Consider the following 24161-nt stretch of genomic DNA (forward strand, 5'->3'; position numbering starts at 1 on the left):
AGCGCGGGGCCGGTCCGCGGCGGATCAGCCCTTGGCCAGGTCGCCGCTGTAAGAGGTGCCGAGGCCGAGGCCGTCGACCCAGTGATACGCCAGGGCGCCGCCCTTGCGGGTGAGGGTCAACGTGCCCGGGACGCACTCGTCGGGCCTGTCCGGTCTCAGGTCGAAGGCGAGCGCCGTGGCGGTGACCTTGGTGAGGGCCAGGACGGCGGTGCAGCCGGAGGTCGGCTCGGTCCACGCGCCGGAGCTCCTGCCGGCGGCGAGAACGATCTCCACGTCGTGCTCCTGGAGGCCGAAGGCGACGCTCGGCGTGATGTGCCCCGACCAGGTCCCGGCATAGGAGGCGGGGATCCTCCGGCCACCCGTGGGCGGCCGAGGGGTCCCGGTCCCGGCCGGGTCCGGCGTGGGCCCGGCGGTGGATCCGCCGGTGGGGTCGGCGGTGGGCCCGGCGGTGGGCCCGGCGGTGGCCTCCGGGGATCCCGTGACCGGGGCGGGCGTGGTCCGCGAGTCCGTGCCCCGGACGCCGGTGGCCGGGCGCTCGGACAGGACGAGCCATCCCCCGATCCCGGCGGCGACCACGAGCGCGACCCCCGCCAGGACGGCCCCGGTGACGACCCCGCGACGGCCCCGCCGCGGGGTCTCCGTGGTCAGGGCGGACCGGCCGGGACCGGTGACGCCGAGGCCGGGGTCGGCTGTCCAGGGCGTGGCGGGGGCGGACGCGGCGGTCGCGGGCGTGGCGGGGCCGGCGGCGATCCGGCTGCCCGCCCTGGCGGCCTCCTCGACGGAGGGCCGGCTCTGGCCGCCGGGGTCCACGAGGCTGACCATCAGGGCGCGGGCCGTAGGGCGGCCGGCGGGGTCCTTGTCCAGGCAGGAGGCGACCAGCGGGAGGAGCCTGGCGGGCAGCGCGGACAGGTCGGGACGGTGGTTGACGATCCGGTTCAGGACGGCGGGTAGGGTGTCGGCGCCGAACGGCGAGCGGCCGCCCGCCGCGTAGAGCATGGTGGCCGCCCAGGCGAACACGTCGGAGGCGGCCGAGGCCGGGGACCCGGCGATCTGCTCGGGGGACAGGTAGGCGGGGGTGCCGATCAGGCCGGAGGTCATCGTGGCCGCGCTGTCGGCCCTGGCGATGCCGAAGTCGACCACGCGGGGGCCGTCCGGGCCGAGCAGCACGTTGGCGGGCTTGAAGTCGCGGTGCACGATCCCGGCCGCGTGGATCGCCGCCAGCGCGGTAGCCGTGCCGACCACCAGGCGCTCCAGCTCGCCGCCCCGCAGCGGCCCGCGCTCCTGGACCCGCTGCTGGAGGGAGGGGCCGTCGACGAACTCGCTCACCACGTAGGGGCGGGGGCCGTCGACCGAGGCGGCCAGCACGCGGGCCGTGCAGAAGGGCGCGACGCTCTCCAGGGCCGAGAGCTCACGGGCCAGCCGCATCCGCGTCTCGGGATCGCCACGGAACAGCGACTTGACCGCGACCGGCTCGCCGCTGGGCGCGTGCGCGAGGTAGACGACGCCCTGACCGCCCTCGCCGAGTCTGCCGGCCAGCCGGAACGGGCCGAGCCGGTCCGGGTCGTCAGGGGTGAGGGGGGTCGCGGCCATGGGGGCAAGGCTATCGACGCCCGTCCGGCATGGACATGCTCCGGGGCGGGGTGTTTAGGCGGTTCCCCCTTGGAAAGAGGACGGCTGTTCTTCCGCAGGATCACTACACGGAGCCCCGTTCCATGATGATCTACTGGTAGATCAGTTGATAAAACGCGCCATGTCGCGACGTGTCACCCATTACGCTCCGGTAGGCCCCCGTCACTCGAACCGTGGAGAGTCCCGTGGCCATCGATCTTGTTACCCGTCGCGAGTGGGGGGCCCGGCCGCCACGCGGCTCCTACGGCCGGCTCGGCTCCACCAGAGGCGTCAAGGTCCACTACACCGGCGGCCAGGTCAGCCCGGACATCGTCAACGACCACGCCAGATGCGTGGCCCTGGTGAGGTCCATCCAGAACCACCACATGGACGGCAACGGCTGGATCGACGTCGGATACTCGATGCTGGTCTGCCCGCACCGGAAGGTGTTCGAGGGCCGCGGGCCCAACCACCTCCCCGCCGCCAACGGCTCCGGGCTCAACAGCGGCCACTACGCGGTGCTCGGCCTGGTCGGCTCCTCCGGGTTCACCCAGCCGACCGACGAGGTCCTGCACGGCATCCTCGACGCGGTCGAATACCTCCGCGACAAGGGCGGCGCGGGCAACGAGATCAAGGGCCACCGGGACGGCTACTCCACCGACTGCCCTGGCGGGCCGCTGTACGCCTGGGTGAGGCGCGGCGCGCCCCGGCCCGGCGGCGGCCCCGGCGACCCGCCCGAGCCGCACCCGTCCTTCCCCGGCCGCGTCCTCAAATACCCGCCGGTCATGATCGGCGAGGACGTCCGCACCTGGCAGCGGCAGATGCGGACGCGCGGCTGGGGCATCGACGTCGACGGCATGTACGGCGAGGCGTCCCGGGAGATCTGCCGCGCCTTCCAGCGGGAGAAAGGCCTGGCCGCCACCGGTGCCGTCAACCGCGCCACCTGGCAGGCGACCTGGGAGGAGCCCGTCACCTGAGCCGCCGGCGACCGTCCCGACCGGACCCCGGAAGAATGTTCTTCAGCGATGGCGCTTACTATCCGGTGCATGACGGTGCCGCCTGAGAGACTCCGATCGGCCGCCGATTTCCCGCCGACCACGCGGGAGCGGTGGCGAGAGCTGGCGCTCGGGGTCCTGCGAAAGTCCGGAGCCGAGACCGGCTCCCCCGAGGAGGCTCTGGCCTCGGTCACCTACGACGGGGTGACGATCGCGCCACTCTACGACGCGTCGGACCTCCCGGATGATCCGGGCCTGCCGGGCGCGGCCCCCTACATCCGCGGCTCCCGGCCGGAGGGCGGGAGCTGGGAGGTGCGGCAGCGGCACGAGGTGGCCGATCCCGAGGCGGTCCTGGCCGACCTGGAGAACGGCGTCGACTCGCTCTGGCTCGCCCTGGAGCCCGAGGACCTGCCCCGCGTCCTGGAGCGGGTCCATCTGGAACTGATCTCGATCACCCTGGACGCCGGGGAACGGACCCGCGAGGCGGCCGAGGCGCTGTTCGCGGTCGCCGAGGGCAAGCGGGCCGCCGCGGGCCCCTCCGGACAGGCCGAGGGCAAGCGGGCCGCCGCGGCCCCCTCCCCGGAGACCGGGGAGCGGGGGGCGGGAGACGGTCCGGTCCGGGAGAGGGGGCCGGGAGAGCTCGCCGGGAGCCTGGGCGCCGACCCGCTCGGCGACCCGGAGACCGCGGTCGACCTGGCCCGGCGCTGCGTCGCGGGCCACCCGGGTCTGCGGGCGGTCGTCGTGGACGGCACGCCGTACCACGACGCGGGCGGCAGCGACGCCGAGGAGCTCGGCTGCTCCGTCGCGGCCGGGGTCGCGGCCCTGCGGCTGCTGACCGGCGCCGGTCTCACCGTCGACGAGGCGTTCGGGCAGCTGGAGTTCCGCTACGCCGCCACCGCCGACCAGTTCCTCACCATCGCCAAGCTCCGCGCCGCGCGCAGGCTCTGGGCGCGGGTCGCCGAGGTGTGCGGGGCCGGGAGCGGGGCGGGGCAGCGGCAGCACGCGGTGACCGGCTCCGCCATGATGACCGCCCGCGACCCCTGGGTGAACATGCTCCGCACCACGCTCGCCTGCTTCGCCGCCGGCACCGGCGGGGCCGACGCGGTGACCGTGCAGCCGTTCGACGCCCGTCTCGGCCTCCCCGACGCCTTCGCCCGGCGCATCGCGCGCAACACCCACTCGCTGCTCGTCGAGGAGGCGGGGGTGGCCCGGGTGATCGACCCGGCCGGCGGCTCCTGGTACGTCGAGCGGCTCACCGAGGAGCTGGCCGGCCGGGCCTGGGAGTGGTTCCAGAAGATCGAGCGCGCCGGCGGCATGGCCGCGGCCCTGGAGGCGGGACTGGTCGCCGACCGGACCGCGGCCACCTGGGCGCGGCGGGCGGAGAACATCGCCCACCGCCGCGACCCGATCACCGGGGTGAGCGAGTTCCCCGACCTCGCCGAGCGGCGGCCCGTCCGCGAGCCCCGGCCCGGGCCGGTCCGGGGCGTCCACTACGCCCAGGCGTTCGAGGAGCTGCGCGACCTGGCCGACGCCCAGGAGACCAGGCCGAGCGTGTTCCTGGCGGTCATCGGCCCGGTGGCCGCGCACACGGCCAGGGCGTCGTTCGCGGCCAACCTGTTCCAGGCCGGGGGCATCGCCACCGTGACCGGCGGCCCGGGCGCGGATCCCGCCGGACCCGGCGCCGCCGCGTCCGGCGTCGACCCCGGCCGGATCGCCGCGGCCTTCGCCGCGAGCGGTGCGAAGATCGCGTGCCTGTGCTCCAGCGACAGGCTGTACGTCGAGCACGCCGAGGCCGTGGCCGCCGCGTTGCGGCAGGCGGGGGCGGCGAAGGTGTGGCTGGCGGGGAAGGGAGAGTACGTGGGCGTGGACGCCAACCTCTACGCCGGGTGCGACGCGCTCGGCGTGCTCCGCACGACCTTCGACGACCTGGGGGTGGCTCGATGATTCCCGACTTCTCCGGAATCGGGCTGGAGGGCGGCCCCGTCACGCCGGACCCGGCCGGATGGGCGCGGGCCGTACGGCGGGCCACCGGGCAGGACCCGGAGGGGCTGGAGTGGGAGACGCCCGAGGGGATCGGGGTCAAGCCGCTCTACACGGCCGACGATCTGGCCGGCCTGGACTTCCTGGAGACCTATCCGGGCGCCGCGCCGTATCTGCGCGGACCGTACCCGACCATGTACGTCAACCAGCCGTGGACCATCCGGCAGTACGCCGGGTTCTCCACGGCGGAGGAGTCCAACGCCTTCTACCGGCGCAACCTGGCGGCCGGGCAGAAGGGCCTGTCGGTCGCCTTCGACCTGGCCACCCACCGGGGCTACGACTCCGACCACCCGCGCGTGGCCGGGGACGTCGGCATGGCCGGGGTGGCGATCGACTCCATCTACGACATGCGGCAGCTGTTCGACGGGATCCCCCTCGACAGGATGAGCGTGTCGATGACCATGAACGGCGCGGTGCTCCCGGTGCTCGCGCTCTACATCGTGGCGGCCGAGGAGCAGGGGGTGGCGCCCGAGCAGCTCGCCGGGACCATCCAGAACGACATCCTCAAGGAGTTCATGGTCCGCAACACCTACATCTACCCGCCCGGCCCGTCGATGCGCATCATCTCGGACATCTTCTCCTACACCAGCGAGCGGATGCCGAAGTTCAACTCGATCTCGATCTCCGGATACCACATCCAGGAGGCAGGGGCCACGTGCGACCTGGAGCTGGCCTACACCCTCGCCGACGGGGTGGAGTACCTGCGGGCGGGGGTGGGGGCGGGCCTGGACATCGACAGGTTCGCGCCGCGCCTGTCGTTCTTCTGGTGCATCGGCATGAACTTCTTCATGGAGGTCGCCAAGCTGCGGGCCGCCCGGCTGCTCTGGGCGCGCCTGGTGTCCGGGTTCGGGGCGGCCGATCCCAAGTCGCTGTCGCTGCGGACCCACTCGCAGACCTCCGGCTGGTCGCTCACCGCCCAGGACGTGTTCAACAACGTCGTGCGCACCTGCGTCGAGGCGATGGCCGCCACGCAGGGCCACACCCAGTCGCTGCACACCAACGCCCTCGACGAGGCGCTGGCCCTGCCCACCGACTTCTCGGCGCGGATCGCCCGCAACACCCAGCTCCTGCTCCAGCAGGAGTCCGGCACCTGCCGGGTGATCGACCCCTGGGGCGGCTCCTACTACGTCGAGCGGCTCACCCACGAGCTGGCGCGCAGGGCCTGGGGGCACATCGAGGAGGTCGAGGCGGCCGGGGGCATGGCGCGGGCGATCGACGCCGGGCTGCCCAAGCTCCGCATCGAGGAGGCCGCCGCCCGCACCCAGGCGCGCATCGACTCCGGCCGCCAGCCGGTCATCGGCGTCAACAAGTACCGGCCCGACGCCGACGAGGTCATCGACGTGCTCAAGGTCGACAACACCGCCGTCCGGGCCCAGCAGCTGGACAAGCTTCGCCGCCTGCGCGAGGAGCGCGACGCCGACCGGGTGGCCCAGGCGCTGGAGGCGCTGGCCAAGGGCGCGGCGGGCGACGGCAACCTGCTCGCGCTGTCGGTCGAGGCGGCCCGGGCCAAGGCCACGGTCGGGGAGATCTCCGACGCGCTGGAGCGGGTGTTCGGACGGCACGCCGGTCAGATCCGCACGATCTCCGGGGTGTACCGCGAGGAGGTGGGGTCGGGCGTGGACGAGGTCCGTACGGCGTGCGCCGAGTTCGAGCGCCTGGAGGGCCGCCGTCCGCGGATCCTGGTGGCCAAGATGGGGCAGGACGGCCATGACCGGGGCCAGAAGGTGATCGCCACGGCCTTCGCCGACCTCGGCTTCGACGTCGACGTCGGCCCGCTGTTCCAGACGCCCGAGGAGGTCGCCCGTCAGGCGGTCGAGGCCGACGTGCACGTGGTGGGGGTCTCCTCGCTGGCGGCCGGGCACCTGACGCTGGTGCCGGCCCTGCGCGAGGCGCTCGCCGAGCTGGACGCCGGCGACATCATGATCGTGGTCGGCGGCGTCATCCCGCCGGGCGACTTCGACGAGCTGCGCGCCGCCGGCGCCGCCGCCATCTTCCCGCCCGGCACCGTGATCGCCGACGCCGCCCGCGGGCTGCTCGGCGACCTGCTCACCCGGCTGGGCCATGACGCGGGCGCTTGAGGACTATCTGCAGGGGGTGAAGGAGGGCTCCAGGGCGTGGATCGCGCGGGCGATCACGCTGGTGGAGTCCTCCAGGGCCGACCACCGGGAGCTGGCCCAGCGGCTGCTGGTCGCGCTGGCCCCGCTGGCCGGCAAGGCGCGCCGGATCGGCGTCACCGGCGTGCCGGGTGTCGGCAAGTCCACCTTCATCGACGCCCTCGGCGTGCACCTGACCGGGCAGGGGCACCGGGTGGCGGTGCTCGCCGTCGACCCGTCGTCCACCAGGACGGGGGGCAGCATCCTCGGCGACAAGACCAGGATGTCCCGCCTGGCCGCCGACCCGGCGGCCTTCATCCGCCCCTCGCCCACCTCGGGCACCCTGGGCGGGGTCGCCAGGGCGACCCGCGAGGCCATGGTCGTGGTGGAGGCGGCCGGATACGACGTCGTGCTCGTGGAGACCGTCGGCGTCGGCCAGTCGGAGACCGCCGTCGCCGACATGGTGGACACCTTCCTGCTGCTCGCCCTGGCCAGGACCGGCGACCAGCTCCAGGGCATCAAGAAGGGCGTGCTGGAGCTCGCCGACGTGATCGCGGTCAACAAGGCCGACGGCCCGCACGAGCTGGAGGCCAGGAAGGCGGCCAGGGAGCTGGCGGGGGCGCTGCGGCTGCTCCGCTCGGAGCGGTCGGTGCCGGTGCTGACCTGCAGCGGACGCGAGGGCAGCGGTCTGGAGGAGCTCTGGGGGCAGCTCGTCCATCACCAGGAGACCATGGCCGCCTCCGGCGAGCTCGCCGCCCGCCGCCGGCACCAGCAGGTCGCCTGGACCTGGTCCCTGGTGACCGAGCGCCTGCTGGCCAGGCTGCGCGAGCACCCCGAGGTCGCCGCCATCACGGCCGAGATCGAACGGGACGTCCAGGCCGGGACCCTGACGCCCTCCCTGGCCGCCGACCGTCTCCTGGCGGCCTTCACGCACTGACCCGCCCGTGCCGCGGCCGTCTCCCCGCGGGTCTCCGACGCCGGCCCGCCCGACGCCGGCCCGCGCCGGCTCCGCGCCGCCCGGCCGCGGGCGGGAGTGTGTGGCCATGACTACGTTGCGTGACTTCCAGTCAAGATGCTTGATGTGTATTGTGTCCATTTCATGTGAATTGCCACTTAGTGGAACGATTCATTTGTGGGTCGACAAAACTATTGTTCCGTTTCCGGGTTGATGGTCTGAGTGGATCATGTGATACTTCGTCCCGAGCGTTACGAATGTCGCAATAAAGCACTCTTCGGATACGTGAGTGTGAGATAAGGCGCATGGCGAGGCTTGGGAAGGTCGCAGAAGGGTCGCCGGTCGACCGGCCCTGACCTGTTTCCCGTGTGGGGATCGGCCACGACGGAGTGGCGGATCCCCGGATTGCGCCCGTACCGCCCCGGTTCGCCGTGGGCGGTGGTCACGCTGCGTGGATCCGTTCCATGCGAAGTGGGAGCTTCAACGATGTCGATCGATACGGGCACGCGGGGGGTACGGCGGGCCAGGACCGCTCCCGCCCGCCACATCCTCCCCCGGTTCATGAGGGATCCGGTCAACGCGCTGGCCGAGCTGGGCCGGCAGGCGGATGGGGAGGTCGTCCGGCTCAACCTGGGGCCGTTCCGGCCCTATCTGGTCACCCACCCCGAGCACGTCCAGCAGGTGCTGCGGGCCGACTGGACGAACTACCGGCGCGAGGGGATGTTCTGGCGCCCCCTGCAACGCATCCTCGGCGCCAGCATCCTCGGCGAGGGCCGGCCCTGGGAGGAGAGCAGGAAGATCCTGCAGCCCCTGTTCACCGTCCGGTACGTCGCCTCGCTGGCCGAGGAGATGGCGCGGACGATCACCGCGCGCGTCGAGGAACTGGACAGCTACGCCCGTGACGGGCGGCCCATCGACGCCGCCGAGGAGATGGCCGGCATCGTCAACCAGGCCGTCATCAGGGTGCTGTTCGGCGACAAGATCACCCGTGCGGACGGGGAGCGCCTCGCGCCGGCCTACGACACGGCCGCCACGTCGATCAACTTCAGGCTGCTCATGCCGTTCGCGCCCTACTCCGTCCGGGTGCCCGGTGACCGGGCCTTCATGAGGGCCGTCAGGACGGTCGACGACGTGGTGTTCCCGGTGATCCGCAAGGCGCGGGCCGACCCCGACGGCGGTCTCGACGTCATCTCCGCGCTCTGCCGGGCACGCGGGGACGAGGGCGGGGAGGCCGTCGACCGGCAGATCCGCGACGACCTGGTCAGCGTCTACGGCGCGGCCTCGGAGTCCACCGCGATGACCCTGACCTGGCTGTGGCCGCTGCTGGAGACCCACCCCGAGGTGGCGGCCAGGCTCCATGACGAGATCGACCGCGTGGTCGGCGCCGGACCGGCCGTCCCGGCGCACCTGCCCGAGCTGGTCTACACCCGCATGGTCCTGCAGGAACTCCTGCGGCTGTACCCGGCGGGCTGGATCTTCCCCCGGATGGCCATGGAGTCGGGGGAGATCGGCGGCGTGCCGGTCAGGGCGGGCTCACAGGTGCTGATCAGCCCCTACGCCACGCACCGGCTGGAGGAGTTCTGGGAGCGCCCGCTGGAGTTCGACCCCGAGCGGTTCGCCCCCGGAGGCAATGAGCGCCGGCACAAATACTCCTACTTCCCCTTCGGCGGAGGGCCGCACCAGTGCCTGGGGCAGCACCTGTTCTACGTCGAGGCGCCGCTGCTGGTGGCGGCCATCCTGAGCCGCTTCCGCCCCACGGTCACCGGTCAGGGTCCGTTCACCCCGGCGCCGGCCGCCTCGCTGCGCCCCAGGCAGAAGGTCGAGCTGAACCTCCACCCCCTCCAGCGCGTCCCCGGGCGGGTGTGATGACGGCGCAGCCCGCCCTCGCCGCCTGGCCGGCGGCCGCGGGCTCCGGGACGGTCTGCGCCGTGGCCGGGCAGTCCCAGCGGGAGATGCGCGGCTGGGCGCTGGCCTATCCGGACCTGTTCTCCGCCAAGCCGTTCGACGAGGCCCTCTACAGCACCCTGTCGCTGGCCATGGCCTTCAGCGGGCCGTGGTTCACCGCCGAACAGCTGCGGATGGCCAACAAGGTCTGCCTGTGGGCGTTCGGCCTGGACTGGCTCGTCGACTACGTCGCCACCTCGCGGGCGGAGGCCGAGGACGTCGCGCGGCGGTGCCTGGAGGTGGCCGAGGGCGCTCCGCCGGTCCCCGGCGACGACCTCACGCGCCTGCTGGCCGACATCCGGGACGGACTCACCGCCGCGCCCGCCTTCCCCGTGCTCGGCCCCGTCTGGCGCGAGGAGCTCCGGCTCATGCTGGAGGCGATGCTGCGGGAGTGGCGCTGGAAGAGCGAGGGCGCCACACCGAGCTTCGGGGAGTATCTCGGCAACGCCGACAACCTCGGTTTCTGCTTCGCCTTCGTCTCCCACTGGATCCACACCGAGGAGACGGCGGCGGTCACCGACCTCGACCGTGTGCGCCAGGCGGCCCGCGCGGTGCAGCGGGTGATCCGCCTGCTCAACGACATGGGGACCTACGGGCGGGACCTGAGCTGGGGGGATCTCAACTCCCTGCTGCTCGGCGTCACCCGCGCGGAGGTCGAGCGTGAGGCCGCCCGGCTCGCCGCCCTGAGCCGGGAGCTGATCGACCCGATCCGGGCCGACCGGCCCGAGCTGGCCGGCTACCTGGAGCGGCAGATGGACTTCTGCGCGGGCTTCTACCAGGTCGGCGACTACTGGGGCAGCCTGTGAGCGTCGACGATCTCCTCCTGCTGGACACCGCGCGGCCGGCGGGACGGGCCGGGATCGACGTGCCCGCCGCGGCGCGCGAGCTGGTCGCCGGGCTCGTGGCCGAGCCGTACGGCCAGGTCTCGGCCTCGGTGTACGAGACCGGGCGGCTGGTGAGCCTGGCCCCGTGGCTGACCGGCCACGCCGAGCGCGTCCGCTTCCTGCTGGCCGCCCAGCGGCCGGACGGCGGCTGGGGCGCCCCCGGCGGCTACGCCCCGGTGCCCACGCTCAGCGCGACCGAGGCGCTCGTCGCCGAGCTGCGGCGCGACGACCCCGATCCCGGCCTCGACTCCGCGGCGGTGAGCCGCTCCGCCGACCGCGGCCTGGAGCTGCTGCGCGGCTGGTCACGTGAGGACCGCTGGCCCGCCCTGCCCGACATGCCGGCGATCGAGCTCATCGTGCCGGCCCTGGTCCTGCGGATCAACGCGCATCTGGCGCAGGGGGACGGCGCCGGACGGCTGGTCCTCCCCGCGGGCATGGACGACGCCAAGCTGTCGGCGATCCGGACGTGGCTGGCGACGGGGGCGGCGGTCCCGCGGAAGCTGGTCCACGCGCTGGAGGTCGCGGGCGAGGCGGCGGTCCAGGCCCCGGGGATCGTCCCCAGCCTGGTCGGGACGGCCGCCGGCGCCCGGGACACGGCCGTCGGCACGATCGGGGCCTCGCCCGCGGCCGGCGGCGCGTGGCTCGGACCGGCGGGCGGGCCCGGCCCCGGCGATCCGGTGCGGCGGTATCTGGAGGCGGTCGCGGGCAGGTACGGCGGGCCGGTGCCGTGCGCCCTGCCCGTCACCGTGTTCGAACGCGGATGGGTGCTCAGCTGGCTGCGGCGGGCCGGCGTCCCCGTGGACGTGCCGCCCCAGCTGGTGGCGAGCCTGGGGGAGGCGCTCGGCCCGGAGGGCACCTCGGCGGGGCCGGGGCTGCCGCCGGACGCCGACACCACCTCGGTCGCGCTCTACGCCCTGGCCCTGCTGGGGGAGCCCCACGAGCCGGACGGCCTGCGGGTGTATGAGACGGACACCCATTTCTGCACCTGGCGCGGGGAGGAGGGGGCCTCCCCGACGGTCAACGCGCATGTGCTCGACGCCTTCGGGGAGTACGCGCGCCGCCGCCCCGGGGCCGCGCCGCGCTACGCGGAGGCCACCGGCAAGCTGGCGGCGTGGCTGCGCGGCTGCCAGCGCGCGGACGGCAGCTGGCTGGACCGCTGGCACGCCTCGCCGTACTACGCGACGGCCTGCTGCGCGCTGGCCTTGGAGGAGTTCGGCGGCGAGGAGTCGGCGGGCGCCGTGGACGGGGCCGTGCGCTGGATCGTCGCCACCCAGCGCGGCGACGGGTCCTGGGGCCGATGGGAGGGGACGGCGGAGGAGACCGCCTACGCGCTCCAGACCCTGCTGCTGACCGCTCCGGCGGGCGGGCGGGAGCGGGCGGAGGCGGTGGAACGGGGGTACCGCTACCTCCGGGGCTCGGTCGGGGACCGGGGCACGCCGATCGGCGCGCCGCCGCTCTGGCATGACAAGGACCTGTATCTGCCGGTGGCGATCGTCACGGCGGCCGTCCTGGGGGCGCTGCACCTGGCGCGTTCCGCGCGGGCCGTCGCGGCCGGGTGACCCGGTCGCGATGACGGAGGGTAACCGGAATTCGGTGGATAATTTTGTCCGGAAAAGGACAGATGAGTCCGGGAGATCAATGCCGCCTTGAGTGTATTTGATGACATTGCTAGGGTTCTCCGGGTGCGGAGCGGATGTCGCCGATCACATGATGCGGCGCCGATTATTCACACGCGTTAATTGCCGTGAAACGTACTGTGATTTCCTTTAACTTTCACCAGGATGGATGCTATGCGCTTGCGCAACGCGCGTTTGCGGACCAAGGTCACGGCGCTTCTGGTGTCCCTTATCGCGCTGTGGGCGTTCACCGCATGGGTGACGGTGCGCGAAGGTCTGAACATGCTCGGAGTGGCCACTCTCGACTCGGGCATCGCCGAGCCGAGCGAACGCCTCCTGGTGGAGTTGCAGGCGGAGCGGAGGCTCAGCCTGGTCATCCTGGGTGATCCCGGCACCGCCCGGCAGCAGCGCGGACTGCTGCAGGCCCAGCGCAGGCGGACCGACGCGGCCGGCGCGGACTTCCGCAGGCTCGCGACCGGCGGCAACGTGCGGCTGCTGGGGAGCGCGGCCCTCGAGCAGCGCGTCACCGAGGTGTTCCAGGAGCTGGACGGCCTCGGCTCCGGCCGCAAGGACATCGACGCCGGGCGGAGCGGCCGGATCCCGGCGGCCGCGGCGTTCACCGGGGTCATCGACTCCCTCTACCGCATCTACGACTCGATGGCGACGCTCGACGACAAGGAGATCGCCAAGGACACCCGCACGATCATCCAGTTGAGCCGGGCCCGGGAGATCCTGGCCAGGGAGGACGCCCTGGTGGCGGGCGCGCTGGCGGCGGGCCGGCTCACCGATGACGAACGCGACCTGTTCGCGCAGGTCGTCGGCGCCCGGCGGTTCCTGCTGGAGGAGACCGTGGCCGAACTCCCGGCCGCCGACCGCGAGTCCTACCAGCGCCTGGCCGCCGGTGAGCCGTTCACCCGCATGCGCGCCATGGAGGACCAGCTCGTCCGGAGCACTCCGATATCCCTGTCCGACCCCGTCACCCTCAGGCAGTGGACCTCCACCACCCAGCCCGCGCTGGCGCAGCTGCAGGAGGTGGTGCTGGCGGCCGGCGACGGCGTGGTCCAGCGGGCCACCCCGGTCGCGGTCGGCGTCATCGTGCGGCTCTCGCTGGCCGGCGGCCTGGGGCTGCTGGCGGTCATCGCCTCCGTCGTCCTGTCCATCACCACGGCCCGCGCCCTGATCCAGCAGCTCGAGAAGCTGCGCCTGGCGGCCTGGGAGCTCGCCAACGAGCGGCTGCCCTCGGTGGTGGAGCGGATCGGCCACGGGCAGGAGGTGGACGTCGCGGCCGAGGCGCCGCCGCTGAAGTTCGGCGACGACCAGATCGGCCACGTCGGCCAGGCGTTCAACGCCGTCCAGCAGACCGCGATCAAGGTCGCCGCCGAACAGGCCCAGCTCCGGCGGGACATCGCCGACATCCTGCGCAACCTCGCCCGCCGCACCCAGTCGCTGGTCCACCGCCAGCTGAGCGTGCTGGACGTCATGGAGCGCCGGGAGAACGACCCCCAGGAGCTGCGGGACCTGTTCCGGCTCGACCACCTGGCGACCCGCATGCGCCGCTACGCCGAGAACCTCCTCGTGCTGTCCGGCGCGGCTCCCGGCCGCGCCTGGCGCGACTCGGTCCCGATGATCGACGTGGTCCGCGGCTCGCTGGCCGAGATCGAGGACTACACCCGTGTCGACGTGCTGCCCCTGGGCGACGCCGCGCTGGACGGGCGGGCCGTGGGCGACGTCATCCACCTGGTCGCCGAGCTGGTCGAGAACGCCGCCTCCTTCTCCCCGCCCTATACCACCGTGCAGGTCAGCGGGCACTCCGTGGCCCACGGGTATGCCATCGAGATCGAGGACCGGGGCCTGGGCATGAGCCCGGAGGACATCAAGGAGGCCAACGAGCGGATCGCCAACCCGCCGGAGCTCAAGCTGTCGGGCAACGCCCGCCTGGGCCTGTACGTGGTCAGCCGCCTGGCCGAGCGGCACGAGATCCGCGTCACGTTCAAGGCCTCGCCGTACGGTGGCACGACGGTCGTCGTCCTGATCCCGCAGGAGCTGATCACCGAGCAGCCCGGGCAGGCCGAGCCGGAGCCCGCCGTCAGCGTGCCGCAGGCCCGCACGGCGCTCGGCGGCGCGCCGGTCCTGCCGGCACCGCGCGGCCTGGGCGGCGGCCCACTGGAGATCACCGGCGGCACCGGCCCGGGCGGCGTCCCGGCCGCCGGGCCGTCCGACAGGAGGGAGAGCGCCATCGAGGAGAGCCCCATCGAGGAGAGCGCCCGCGCTGCGGCGCTGCCCCGGCGGCGGGAGACGGGCCAGCCGGCCGGAGGCCGGCACGCGGCCAACGGCGCGTCCGGCGCCCCCGGCTCCTCGCTGCCGCCCGTCATGCCCCCGCCCGACACCAGCCACACGCCGGGCGGCCTGCCGCGCCGTGTCCCGCAGACCCACCTCGCCGCTCCGCTGCAGGAGGAGGAGCCGCCGCCGGTGGCGCCCTCGCCCGAGGAGGACGACGGCGACCAGCGCTCGCCGGAGACGATCCGCGCGGCCATGGCCTCCTTCCAGGACGGCACGCGCCGCGGCCGCTCCGACGCGGCGCAGCTGCTGGAGCGGGGTGGTGATCCCGCCGGCGGCGGAGAGCCCCACATGTGACACCAGTGATGATCTCGGATCCGCGCGTGCCGGCCCGGCGCCGGCGAGCCGCCGGAGGCCGGTGACCGGACGCCCGCCGGCAGAAACCGGCAGAAAGAGGACAACGAGTGGTGCAGGGAACAGGATCTTTCACCGACCTGGCCTGGTTGCTGGATGACCTGGTCGCCCGAGTCGGGGAGGCCGAGCACGGGATCGTCTTCTCCGCCGACGGCCTGCTGCTGGCCGCGTCGGCGGGGTTCGGCCAGGCCGACGCCGAGCACCTGGCCGCCGTGGGCTCGGCGATCCAGAGCCTGGGACGGGGGGTCAGCGACCGGGTCGACGGCGGTGCGGTCCGCCAGACCATCATCGAGATGCGGTCGGCGTATCTCGTCGTGACCGCCGCCGGCCAGGGAGCCTGCCTGGCGGTGCTCTGCACGCACGAGGCCGACGTCGGCCTGGTGGCCTACGAGATGGCCATGCTCGTCACCCGGGTCGGCCAGTACCTCACCTCGCCCGCGCGGGCGGCGGGGTCCGCCATGGACGACGTCCCGCGATGAACCCCCTTGAGGAGCATTCCGACACGCAGTGGGTGGGCGAGGAGGCCGGGCCGATCGTCCGGCCGTACGTCCTCACCCGCGGCAGGACCGAACCGACCCAGGGCCGGTTCGACCTCATCACCCTGGCGGTGACCGTCCGCTCCACCTCCCCGAGGGAGGCGGGCCTCGACCCGGAGTGCCTGGCCATCGTGCGGTTCTGCCAGCAGCCCCAGTCGGTCGCGGAGCTCGCCGCGCACATGAACCTTCCCGCAGGCACCATCCGTGTCCTGCTCAGCGACCTGCTCGACCAGGGATTCATCGCCCTGCAAGAGCCTCATACGGAGACGGACATGCACGACGAAAGGCTGTACAGGGCGGTGCTCGATGGACTCCGTGCACTCTAGCCGTGACGCCGGGCGGGTCAAGCTGCCCAAGGCGATCAAGATCCTGGTCGCCGGCGGCTTCGGGGCCGGGAAGACCACACTGGTCGGCGCAGTCTCCGAGATCGCGCCGCTGCGCACCGAGGAGACGCTGACCAACCGGGGCCTCGGGATCGACGACCTGTCCGGGGTGGAGACCAAGCAGACGACCACGGTCGCGATGGACTTCGGCCGCATCACCATCGGCGACGCCTACCGGCTCTACCTGTTCGGCACCCCGGGGCAGGAGCGGTTCTGGTTCCTCTGGGACGAGCTGGCCCTGGGCGCCCTGGGCGCGGTCGTGCTGGCCGACACCCGCCGGCTGGCCGACTGCTTCCCCTCCCTCGACTACTTCGAGCGGCGCGAGACGCCCTTCGTCGTCGCGGTCAACTGCTTCGACGGGGCCCGCCGCTACGACCTCGACGAGGTCAGGCTCGGCCTGACGCTCCACGAGGACATCCCGGTCGTGTTCTGCGACGCCCGCAGGCGGGAGTCGGGCAAGAAGGTGCTGATCACTCTCGTGGAGCACGCCATGAGGATGCGCCTGGGCACGGCGCCGACCGCCGGGGACGCGACGCCGGTGACCTGACGCCTCCGTCCCCGGGGCCTCCCCCCGGGGATGAGTGCTGACCGTCAGGGGATCATTTGTGCCCCCCAGGCAGTTATAAAACAGCTCTTTCCGCTCCTCCGGTCCGCCCGGGGCCCGTTCCGGGCGTGCCACGATGACGGCGATCACGAGGAGCTCATCACGGGGAGAGATCTATGTGCGACGATCCGGCCGTGCCCCCCGCCGTGGCGCGGGCGCTGGAGGAGTACGGGGCGCTGCTCGCCGGCCACGGGGTCACCTGGGGCGAGGACCCCATCTTCTACGTCAAGTCCATGGCCACCGACGCCTACCTGATGGGCACCACGACCTTCTGGGAGGTCTGCTACGGCACGCTCCGGGCCCGCCACCCGGCCACGCCTGCCCGGCAGCTGCGCGACCGGCTGACCGAGCTCGACATGGACGAGGTCGTGCGCGACGTCCTGGCGGGCGCCCTGCCCGACAATCTCGCCGCCCTCCGGCTCACCGGGGAGGGCCGCGCCGTCGAGGCGCACGCGCACGCCGTACTGGACGGCCGGCCCCTGCGCACGACGCTGCTGGTCGACTCCGCCCGGGACGAGCCGGTCACCGTGCTGGTGGACGGCCACCCGCACGAGGTCGGCCCGCGCGGCGCCCGCCTCATCAGGATCACCAGCGCCAGCGAGGTGGTCGCCGACGGCGCGCGGGTGGACCTCGCGCCCCTGACCCGCCCCGCCGCGGCCGCCCGCCTGCGGCTGCGCGCCGGGTTCCCCTGCAGATGGAGCGTGTACGGCGAGCACGGGCAGGGCTGGTACCCCGAGGGCGCCCCCGCCCGGCGCGACCACCACGTCCGGCCCTACTTCCACGGCGACGACCTTGTGCTGGACGTCCCGGCGGAGCCGCTGACCGTGCGGGTCTCCAGAGGGATGGAGTACGGCTCCGCCGAGGTCGCGCTCAGCCCCGTCCCCGGCGTGGAGACCCTGGTCGAACTCACCCCCGAGCGGCTCTACGACGCGGCGGCGGCGGGCTGGTACGGCGGGGACATGCACGTCCACCTCAACTGGGCCGGGGACATGGTCGGCACGCCCGCCCTCGCGGCGGCCATGCAGCACGGCGAGGACCTGCACGTGCTCAACCTGGTCGCCGGCAACGTCTCCTCCGAGCGGGTCTACGACTCCGAGGCGCTGGCGCACTGGGCCGGCCGGGACCTGCCCTGGTCGGACGCCACCCACCTGGCCAGGGTCGGCGTCGAATACCGCAACGACCTGCTCGGCCACCTCTACGCCTTCGGCGTCTCGGCCCCGCCCTCGCGCTTCCACACCGGTTTCCTGGGCACCGCGGACTGGCCGCCCAACAGCGTGGCCTGCCGGGAGCTGCGCGGCCTCGGCGCGATCACGGGCTACAGCCATCCCTTCCACCCGCCGGTCCACGACGACGACGTCCCGGACAGGGTGCTGGCGTGGGGGCGCAACTGCTCCGCCAGGGAGATCGTCGCCGATGCCGCGCTCGGCCTGGTGGACAGCCTCGACGTGCTCAACCACAGCTCGATCGCCGCGACCGCCGCCGTCTACCGGCGCCTGGTCGGCGCGGGCAACCGGCTCGCGGTCACCGCGGGGACCGACGCGATGGTCTCCTTCGCCCGGCGCGGCAACCAGTCCAGCCCGCCGGGCTGGGCCCGTGTCTACGCCCGGGTGGACGGGCCGCTCACCGCCGGATCCTTCGCCGAGGCCGTCCGGCGGGGCCGTACGTTCGGCACCACCGGCCCCTGGCTGGAGCTGTCGGTCGGCGGCCACGGGCCCGGCGCCACCCTGGACCTCTCGCCGGGGGACCGGGTCACGGTCACCGTGAGATCGGTCGGCCCCGAGGTGGAGAGGCTGGAGATCCGCACCGCCGACGGCGTCCTGGCCGAGGGGCCGCCCGGCGAGCTGACCGCCGAGCTGGCCGTCGGCGACCCCACCTACGTCGTCGCCGTGGCCGCCGGCGGACCGCACGAGCGCGCCTTCACCGACGGCGTCCACGCCCACACCAGCCCGGTCTACCTCGACGTCGGCGGCCGCCACGTGGCCAGGGCGCAGGACGTCCGCTGGTGCCTGCGATGGCTGGACGGCATGGAGGCGCTGCTCCGGAAGGAGGGCGTCTTCGAGACCGCCGGGCAGCTCGGCGACCACCTGGAGCTGATCGGGCGGGCCAGGGAGGTCTACCGGGCCCGCCTGGGCTGACGCTCGGCGGCCGGGCCTTCCGGGAGGCCTGGTTGTCGGGGCCTTCTGGAAGGATCGTCCGATGGACGCGAAAACGGTTCTCCGCGTGGCGGACGAGTGTCAGACCTTCCTCGGCTCGGGGCTCGACGGCGACTGGGGGAGCGGGATCCCCGGGATGGAGTGGACGGTCGCCCAGGTGGTCGCGCACATCTCCGACACCCTCCTGTGGTACGCCACCGACTTCGCCGCCGGAGAACGCGAGCTCAGCACGATGGACCTGCGGGTGCGGCCCGACAGCTCCCCGGCGGACCTGGCCGCCACCGTCGGGGTGTTCGCCACGGTCGTGGCGCGGGTCGTCCAGGGCAGCCCGGCGGGGGCGCGCGGCTGGCACCCGTACGGCATGGCCGACGCCTCCGGGTTCGCGGGCATGGCCTGCGACGAGATGCTGATGCACACCTACGACGCCGCCCTGGGGCTGGGGCTGCCGTTCACCCCGCCCGCCGAGCTGAGCGCGGCCACCCTGCGCCGCCTGTTCCCCTGGGCGCCGCGCGACGGCGACCCGTGGCGGACGCTGCTGTGGGCCAACGGCCGCGCGGACCTCCCCGGCCGCCCCCGCCAGAGCGACTGGCGCTGGCACTGCGCCCCGCTGGAGGAGTGGGACGGCGTGGCCCCCTGAGGCATCGGCGGCCGGGGTCACTACTGTGAGCTGCGTGATACACCGAACGGGGTTGGCCGTCCTGCTGCTGGTGGTGGCGCTCGTCACGGGGTGCGGCACCGGATCCGCCGTCTACGACCTGGGAACGATCGTCCACGGGGGCGTCGGCAGGACGGCGGACGTCCGGCTCACGCCCGGCGCGCGGTTCTCCCTGGCGGTGGAGGAGAACACCTCCGCCGGAGACAGCTGGCAGATGGCGGACCTGCCGGACGTCATGGTGGCGTCGTTCATCAGTGAGGAGTACCGCCCCGCCGCCGAAGGGGCCGGCGGGGTCCGCTACTTCGTCTTCAACGCCAAGCGTCCCGGCACGGCCACCGTCACGATCTCCAACTGCCGGCGCTGCACGGCCGGCCGGACGCCCGCCGACGAGCAGAGCCGGCGCGCCTCGGGCGAGGCGATCTTCCGGATCACCGTCGCCTGAGCCGCCCGCCGCCCGCCGTCCGCCACCCGCTGTCCGCCACCCGGTGCCGGACGGGGCCGGGCGGGTGGCAGGCTCCCGGCGGACGGTGCGAGGCTGATGTCCATGAATCGGTTGTCACAGGTCGACCTGTCGCGGAAACTGGCCAAGAAAGAGGCCGCCGAGCGGCTCGACGCCGCGCTGGAGCGCCTGCTGCGCCTGCGGCTCATCCTGGGCGGGCAGGTCGCGGACAAGCGCATCGGCCCCCCGCTCTGCGTGGTGTTCGAGGGCTGGGACGCCTCGGGCAAGGGAGGGGCCATCAAGCGGCTGGTGCGCCCGCTCGACCCGCGGCACGTGCGGGTCGCCCAGTTCGCGGCGCCGACCTACGACGAGAAGCGGCACCACTTCCTGTGGCGGTTCTGGCCCGTCCTGCCCGGCTGGGGCGGCATGGCCGTGCTCGACCGGTCCTGGTACGGGCGGGTGCTGGTGGAGCGGGTCGAGGGTTTCGCCACCGAGGAGCAGTGGTCGCGCGCCTACGGCGAGATCGTGGAGTTCGAGAGGACCCTCGCCGCCGAGGGAATGATCATGGTCAAGTTCTGGATGCACGTCTCCGAGGAGGAGCAGCTCCGGCGCTTCCAGGACCGGGCGGACGACCCGCTGCGGGCGTGGAAGCTCACCGACGAGGACTGGCGCAACCGCGACAGGCGCCCGCAGTACGAGGCGGCCGTGGAGGACATGCTCGCCCGCACCGACCATCCGAAGGCCCCCTGGCACGTGGTGGCGGGAGACGACAAGCGCCTGGCCCGGGTCACGGTCGTGGAGACGGTCTGCGCCGCGGTCGAGGCGGAGCTGGGGACCCGGGGGTACGACCTGGAGGACCCCGCCGTGGATCCGGCCCGGACGCGCCGTTGACCGGAGCGCGGCCGGCCGTACGGCGGGCGCGTGACCGGTCCCGCCGGCGGTCGTCCGGCGGCTCCGGCCCGGCGGGACGACCGCCGGACGGCTGTTCCGCCGCAGATCCGGATCGGGTCCGGGGCGGCCCGGCCGGCCGTTCCGCTACAGGTCAAGGCCGGAGCCGCCGAACCGCTCCCGCAGGAAACGGCCCTGGTCGCGCAGGGCCTGCTCGTCGCCCCGGTGCACGGCCCCGGCCACCTCGCGCAGCTTGGCCTCCAGCAGGTCGAGCTGGGCCAGGAGCTCCTCGTGGGCGCTGCGCTCGCGGTCCGCGCGGCGGCTGAGGGCGTAGGCGCGGGGCAGGTTGGCGTAGGCCTCCAGGCTGGCCGGCAGGTAGTCGCGGATCGTCCGGGAGACGATGTGCAGGTGGTCGGGGGAGGCGGTCAGCATCTCCGCCCGGCCCAGGACGCCGCTGAGCACGTCGGCCAGCCCGCCGAGCCTGGCCTGCACGTCGCCGGGGAAGCGCTGGGAGCTCTCCACCCCGCGCAGCAGGGCGTCGAGGTCGGCGCGGAGCAGGCCGGTCTCGACCTCGGCGTGGGAGACGGCCAGCCGGATCCGGTCCGGCGGGGCCAGCAGCGCGCCCACGCCGTACAGCCCGGCGACCACCACCGGCCAGAACGCGCCGGCCAGGCCGAGGAAGTGCGCCAGCGCCCCCAGCAGGGCCAGGGCGCAGCCGGCGATGTTCCTGGTGGAGCCGAGGTATCTCAGCACTCGCTCAGCGGACACGGCCGCCCCCGTCGCCGGGCCGCCCGGCGGGGCCGGTCCAGGACAGAGCGCCGGGGCCGCTCCGAGAGGGAGCGCGCCGCCCACGGCCGTCCCCGCCGGGCCGCACGGCCCGGACCGGGCGGCCCGCACAGCGATCACTGGTAGCCACGGATCTCCTTGAACGCCGAGGCCAGCGACCCGCTGCGGGCGTCGAAGACGGCGCCCCGGGTCAGCTTGGCTATCTTCCTCATCTCCTCCACGTCGCTCTCGCCGAACAGCACGACGAACGTCCGGACCTGCTGCCGCTCCCGGGGGAGCGTCCGGTAGAAGAGCTCGAAGTCGTCGTAGGAGATGCCGTCGGTGTTCTCGCCGTCGGTCATCAGCACGACCGAGGTGTAGCGGCCCTGGCCGGTCCCGGCGGCCTGCCCGTAGGCGGCGCGCAGCCCGTCGAAGATCGCGGTCCCGCCGCCCGCCCGGAGGTTCTCGGCGTAGGCCCTGATCCGCGCCAGGACCGGCTGCGGGTCGCGTTCGGGCAGGGCGAACGGCTGCGGCTGCCCGGCGGAGCCGCTGAACGGGATCATGACCACGTCCTCCCTGCTGCGGAAGCGGGAGAACGTGCCGGAGGCCGAGGTGTCGGCGCCGGTGAGCGTGATCAGCGCCTGGCGCAGCGCCTCGATCCGCTCGCCGTCCATCGACCCCGAGGTGTCCAGCACGAACAGCGCCCGGGCGGGGACGCGCGCCTCGTCGAGGTAGGCGGTGATCAACGCGTCGGCGGCGGCCCGGTGGTTGGGGAACGGCAGCTCCAGCAGCGGCGCCGTGCCGAACTCCGGTCCGGGCCGGACGCCCGGGATGATCGGCCGCCGGTGGGTGGCGGTCATGATCTCCCGCTGCGTGTCCGGCCGCCGCAGCCAGCCGGTCAGCCTGCCGTACAGCTCCTTCTTCTCCGGCCTGGCCGAGGCCAGCAGGGTGAGCGGGTAGTCGGCGGTGACCACGCCGTCGCTCGGGTGGATCAGGCTCAGCCCCTCCAGGCCGAGCAGCACCGACTCGTAGTTCACGATGCCGTCCACCCCGCCCTCCCGGCTGTAGGCGTCGGCCAGCCAGCCGGAGGAGCCCGAGGTCAGCCGCTGGGCGGAGAAGAACTCCTTGAGCCTGGGCGTGACCGCCGCGACCTGCTCGCCGCTCAGCGCCTCCCCGGCGTCCGACAGCGCGGCGGCCACCCCGACCAGCGCGGAGAAGCCCGAGTTGGAGGAGGCGGGGTTGGCCATGCCGAAGGTGAACCGCTTCTCCCGCGCGGCGGTCGCGATCTGCTCCCAGGTGACCGGCCGGCCCGCCCAGCCCAGCTCCCGCGCCTTGGCGTCCGTGAGGCCGAGGACCACCGGAGAAGACATGATCTTGGTCTCGGTGGACAGCCGGGCCGTCGCGCCGTCGATCAGCGACAGGTAGCGGTTGGAGGAGAACCAGATCGCGTCGTAGGAGCCGTCCGCGCCGCCGGCGGCCACCTGCTCGGCGCCGTCCAGGGTCCCGGTGTAGGAGATCCTCACCCGCACGCCGGAGCGCCGCAGCATCGGCTCCAGGTCCTTGACCTCGCTGCCGGCCAGCACCCGCAGCACGTCCGGGCCGTCCTCGGGCGCGTCCCCGGAGGAGCACGCCACCGGCGTGGCCAGTGCCAGCAGTGCCAGCGCCGCCGCCGCCCGCCGTACGGCGGAGCGGACGGCCCGGCGGCGCGAGGAGGGCCCGGCCGGCGCGGAAGGCGGGGGCGGGGGAGGTGTGCTGCTCATGAGGCGGCCTCGGCGCGGTCGAGGTAGGTCCTGGCGTGGGCGAGCTCGGTGCTCAGGCTGTCGACGGTGACGGCCATGCTCTCCACGGCCTGCGAGCGGAAGCCGTCGATCATGTCCATGGTGGCGTAGACGTTGTCGAAGGCCCTGCGCAGCACGTCCATGTCGACGGTGGTGGAGGCGGCCTGGTTCTGGACGGCGCCGGCCTGGGTGCGCAGCATCTCGCCGGTGGCCAGGATCAGGTCGCCGGTGGTGGAGTTGAGCGCGGTGATCTGCTCCAGCACCAGCTGCTGGCCGGCCAGCGCCTGGGCCACGGTCACCGCGGTGCGCAGCGCGGCGACCGTCGTGGTGGTGGCCCGGTCCACGCCCTTGCTGAGCTCCAGGTTGTTCCTGCGGATCAGGTCGAGGGCCAGGTAGCCCTGGACCGAGACCGCCAGCTGGGTGAGGACGTCCTGGTGCTTCTGCCGTACGGCGAACAGGGCGTCGGAGCGGAGCGCGGCGGCCCTGTCGGGGTCGGTCGCGTCGAGGGGGAGGATGCGCTCCTCCAGGGCGGCGTCCAGCGCGGCGGCCAGCACCGCGTACTCCTGCAGGCGGGTCATCGTCTCCCACAGGCCGGCCTTCTCGCCCTCTATCGCGGCGTTGTCCTTCAGCAGCTCGTCCTGGCCGGACCTCAGCGCCCGGATGACGTCGTCCAGCTGTTTCTGGGCGCTGTGATATTTGGCGAAGTAGTCGCGAAGCCGGTCCCCGAAGGGGATCAGCCCCAGCAGCCTGCGGGGGCCGCCCGCCGCCTGCTTGGGGTCGAGGTCCACCACCGTACGGCGGAGCGCGACCAGCCGGTCGGCCACCCGGCCCTGGGCGTCGGCCCCCTCGCCCCGGGCCGCCGCCAGGGCGGCCACCGGCCGCTTGAGCATCCGGTTGGCCACCTGGGAGGCGGAGCGGATCTCGGTGTCGCCCATCGAGGAGATGTCGCGCACCTTGCGGGTGAAGTCCGGCACCCGGGGGTCCATCGCGGCCAGTTCCGTGGCGAACCCCTGCGCCCTGGCGGTGAGTTCGGCCTCGCGGCCGTCGGCCAGCGGGAGCATGGCCGCCGCCGTCGAGGCGGGCACGGCGGCCACCGGGGCGGGCGGGGTCAGGGTCAGTCCGCTGTCGGTCATG

19 protein-coding genes are annotated in these 24161 nt (G+C 73.6%); 15 read left to right on the plus strand and 4 right to left on the minus strand.

What is annotated here, in order from left to right; all coding sequences use genetic code 11:
* Positions 1-24: 24 nt before the first annotated feature.
* Positions 25-1590: a serine/threonine-protein kinase gene (locus ACWDS7_RS04805; RefSeq protein ID WP_451928137.1), complete on the minus strand. Its 1566-nt coding sequence runs from the start codon at positions 1588-1590 to the stop codon at positions 25-27.
* Positions 1591-1814: 224 nt separating this feature from the next.
* Between ACWDS7_RS04805 and ACWDS7_RS04810 the strand changes: the two genes are divergently transcribed.
* The 15 genes from ACWDS7_RS04810 (at position 1815) to ACWDS7_RS04880 (ending at position 20487) form a co-directional block, all read left to right on the plus strand.
* Entirely contained in the window at positions 1815-2585 is a 771-nt protein-coding gene (locus ACWDS7_RS04810) for a peptidoglycan recognition protein family protein (RefSeq protein WP_451928138.1), read from the plus strand.
* Positions 2586-2654: 69 nt separating this feature from the next.
* A complete protein-coding gene (locus ACWDS7_RS04815; protein WP_451928139.1) occupies positions 2655-4547 on the plus strand; it encodes a methylmalonyl-CoA mutase subunit beta in 1893 nt (630 codons plus the stop codon).
* Complete coding sequence (gene scpA, locus ACWDS7_RS04820; protein WP_306858125.1) at positions 4544-6721, plus strand: methylmalonyl-CoA mutase; 2178 nt, start codon at positions 4544-4546, stop codon at positions 6719-6721. The genes ACWDS7_RS04815 and scpA overlap by 4 nt, the downstream gene beginning before the upstream one ends.
* A complete protein-coding gene (gene meaB / locus ACWDS7_RS04825) occupies positions 6705-7673 on the plus strand; it encodes a methylmalonyl Co-A mutase-associated GTPase MeaB (protein WP_451928140.1) in 969 nt (322 codons plus the stop codon). Before scpA ends, meaB begins: the two co-directional genes overlap by 17 nt.
* Before the next feature lie 504 nt (positions 7674-8177).
* Positions 8178-9557, plus strand: a complete 1380-nt coding sequence (locus ACWDS7_RS04830) for a cytochrome P450 (RefSeq protein ID WP_451928141.1) — start codon at positions 8178-8180, stop codon at positions 9555-9557.
* Positions 9557-10441 (plus strand): terpene synthase family protein, encoded by an 885-nt coding sequence (locus ACWDS7_RS04835; protein ID WP_451928142.1) that lies wholly within the window; start codon positions 9557-9559, stop codon positions 10439-10441. Before ACWDS7_RS04830 ends, ACWDS7_RS04835 begins: the two co-directional genes overlap by 1 nt.
* Positions 10438-12078, plus strand: a complete 1641-nt coding sequence (locus tag ACWDS7_RS04840) for a prenyltransferase/squalene oxidase repeat-containing protein (protein WP_451928143.1) — start codon at positions 10438-10440, stop codon at positions 12076-12078. Before ACWDS7_RS04835 ends, ACWDS7_RS04840 begins: the two co-directional genes overlap by 4 nt.
* A gap of 231 nt (positions 12079-12309) precedes the next feature.
* Positions 12310-14769, plus strand: a complete 2460-nt coding sequence (locus ACWDS7_RS04845) for a nitrate- and nitrite sensing domain-containing protein (RefSeq protein WP_451928144.1) — start codon at positions 12310-12312, stop codon at positions 14767-14769.
* Between the two features lie 107 nt (positions 14770-14876).
* Positions 14877-15305, plus strand: a complete 429-nt coding sequence (locus tag ACWDS7_RS04850) for a roadblock/LC7 domain-containing protein (RefSeq protein ID WP_306858131.1) — start codon at positions 14877-14879, stop codon at positions 15303-15305.
* On the plus strand, positions 15302-15688 hold the full coding sequence (locus ACWDS7_RS04855) for a DUF742 domain-containing protein (protein ID WP_306858132.1): 387 nt from the start codon (positions 15302-15304) through the stop codon (positions 15686-15688). Before ACWDS7_RS04850 ends, ACWDS7_RS04855 begins: the two co-directional genes overlap by 4 nt.
* Positions 15669-16292 carry a GTP-binding protein gene (locus ACWDS7_RS04860; RefSeq protein WP_306858134.1) on the plus strand — a complete coding sequence of 208 codons (624 nt, stop codon included), beginning with the start codon at positions 15669-15671 and terminating at the stop codon, positions 16290-16292. The genes ACWDS7_RS04855 and ACWDS7_RS04860 overlap by 20 nt, the downstream gene beginning before the upstream one ends.
* Positions 16293-16465: 173 nt before the next feature.
* Positions 16466-18484, plus strand: a complete 2019-nt coding sequence (locus ACWDS7_RS04865) for a CehA/McbA family metallohydrolase (protein ID WP_451928145.1) — start codon at positions 16466-16468, stop codon at positions 18482-18484.
* 61 nt (positions 18485-18545) lie between these two features.
* Positions 18546-19139 (plus strand): maleylpyruvate isomerase N-terminal domain-containing protein, encoded by a 594-nt coding sequence (locus ACWDS7_RS04870; RefSeq protein WP_451928146.1) that lies wholly within the window; start codon positions 18546-18548, stop codon positions 19137-19139.
* A gap of 34 nt (positions 19140-19173) precedes the next feature.
* The gene (locus ACWDS7_RS04875) at positions 19174-19599 is read left to right on the plus strand and encodes a protease inhibitor I42 family protein (RefSeq protein WP_451928147.1); all 426 of its coding nucleotides are present in this window, start codon (positions 19174-19176) and stop codon (positions 19597-19599) included.
* Between the two features lie 102 nt (positions 19600-19701).
* On the plus strand, positions 19702-20487 hold the full coding sequence (locus tag ACWDS7_RS04880; protein ID WP_451928148.1) for a polyphosphate kinase 2 family protein: 786 nt from the start codon (positions 19702-19704) through the stop codon (positions 20485-20487).
* 144 nt (positions 20488-20631) lie between these two features.
* Here ACWDS7_RS04880 and ACWDS7_RS04885 read toward each other — a convergent pair whose 3' ends face one another.
* From ACWDS7_RS04885 to ACWDS7_RS04895, 3 genes are all read right to left on the minus strand, one after another.
* The gene (locus ACWDS7_RS04885; RefSeq protein WP_451928149.1) at positions 20632-21252 is read right to left on the minus strand and encodes a hypothetical protein; all 621 of its coding nucleotides are present in this window, start codon (positions 21250-21252) and stop codon (positions 20632-20634) included.
* Positions 21253-21386: 134 nt separating this feature from the next.
* Positions 21387-23009 (minus strand): VWA domain-containing protein, encoded by a 1623-nt coding sequence (locus ACWDS7_RS04890; protein WP_451928150.1) that lies wholly within the window; start codon positions 23007-23009, stop codon positions 21387-21389.
* Positions 23006-24160 (minus strand): toxic anion resistance protein, encoded by a 1155-nt coding sequence (locus ACWDS7_RS04895; RefSeq protein ID WP_451928151.1) that lies wholly within the window; start codon positions 24158-24160, stop codon positions 23006-23008. The genes ACWDS7_RS04890 and ACWDS7_RS04895 overlap by 4 nt, the downstream gene beginning before the upstream one ends.
* Position 24161: the final 1 nt, after the last annotated feature.

The organism is Streptosporangium sp. NPDC003464 (assembly GCF_053588315.1).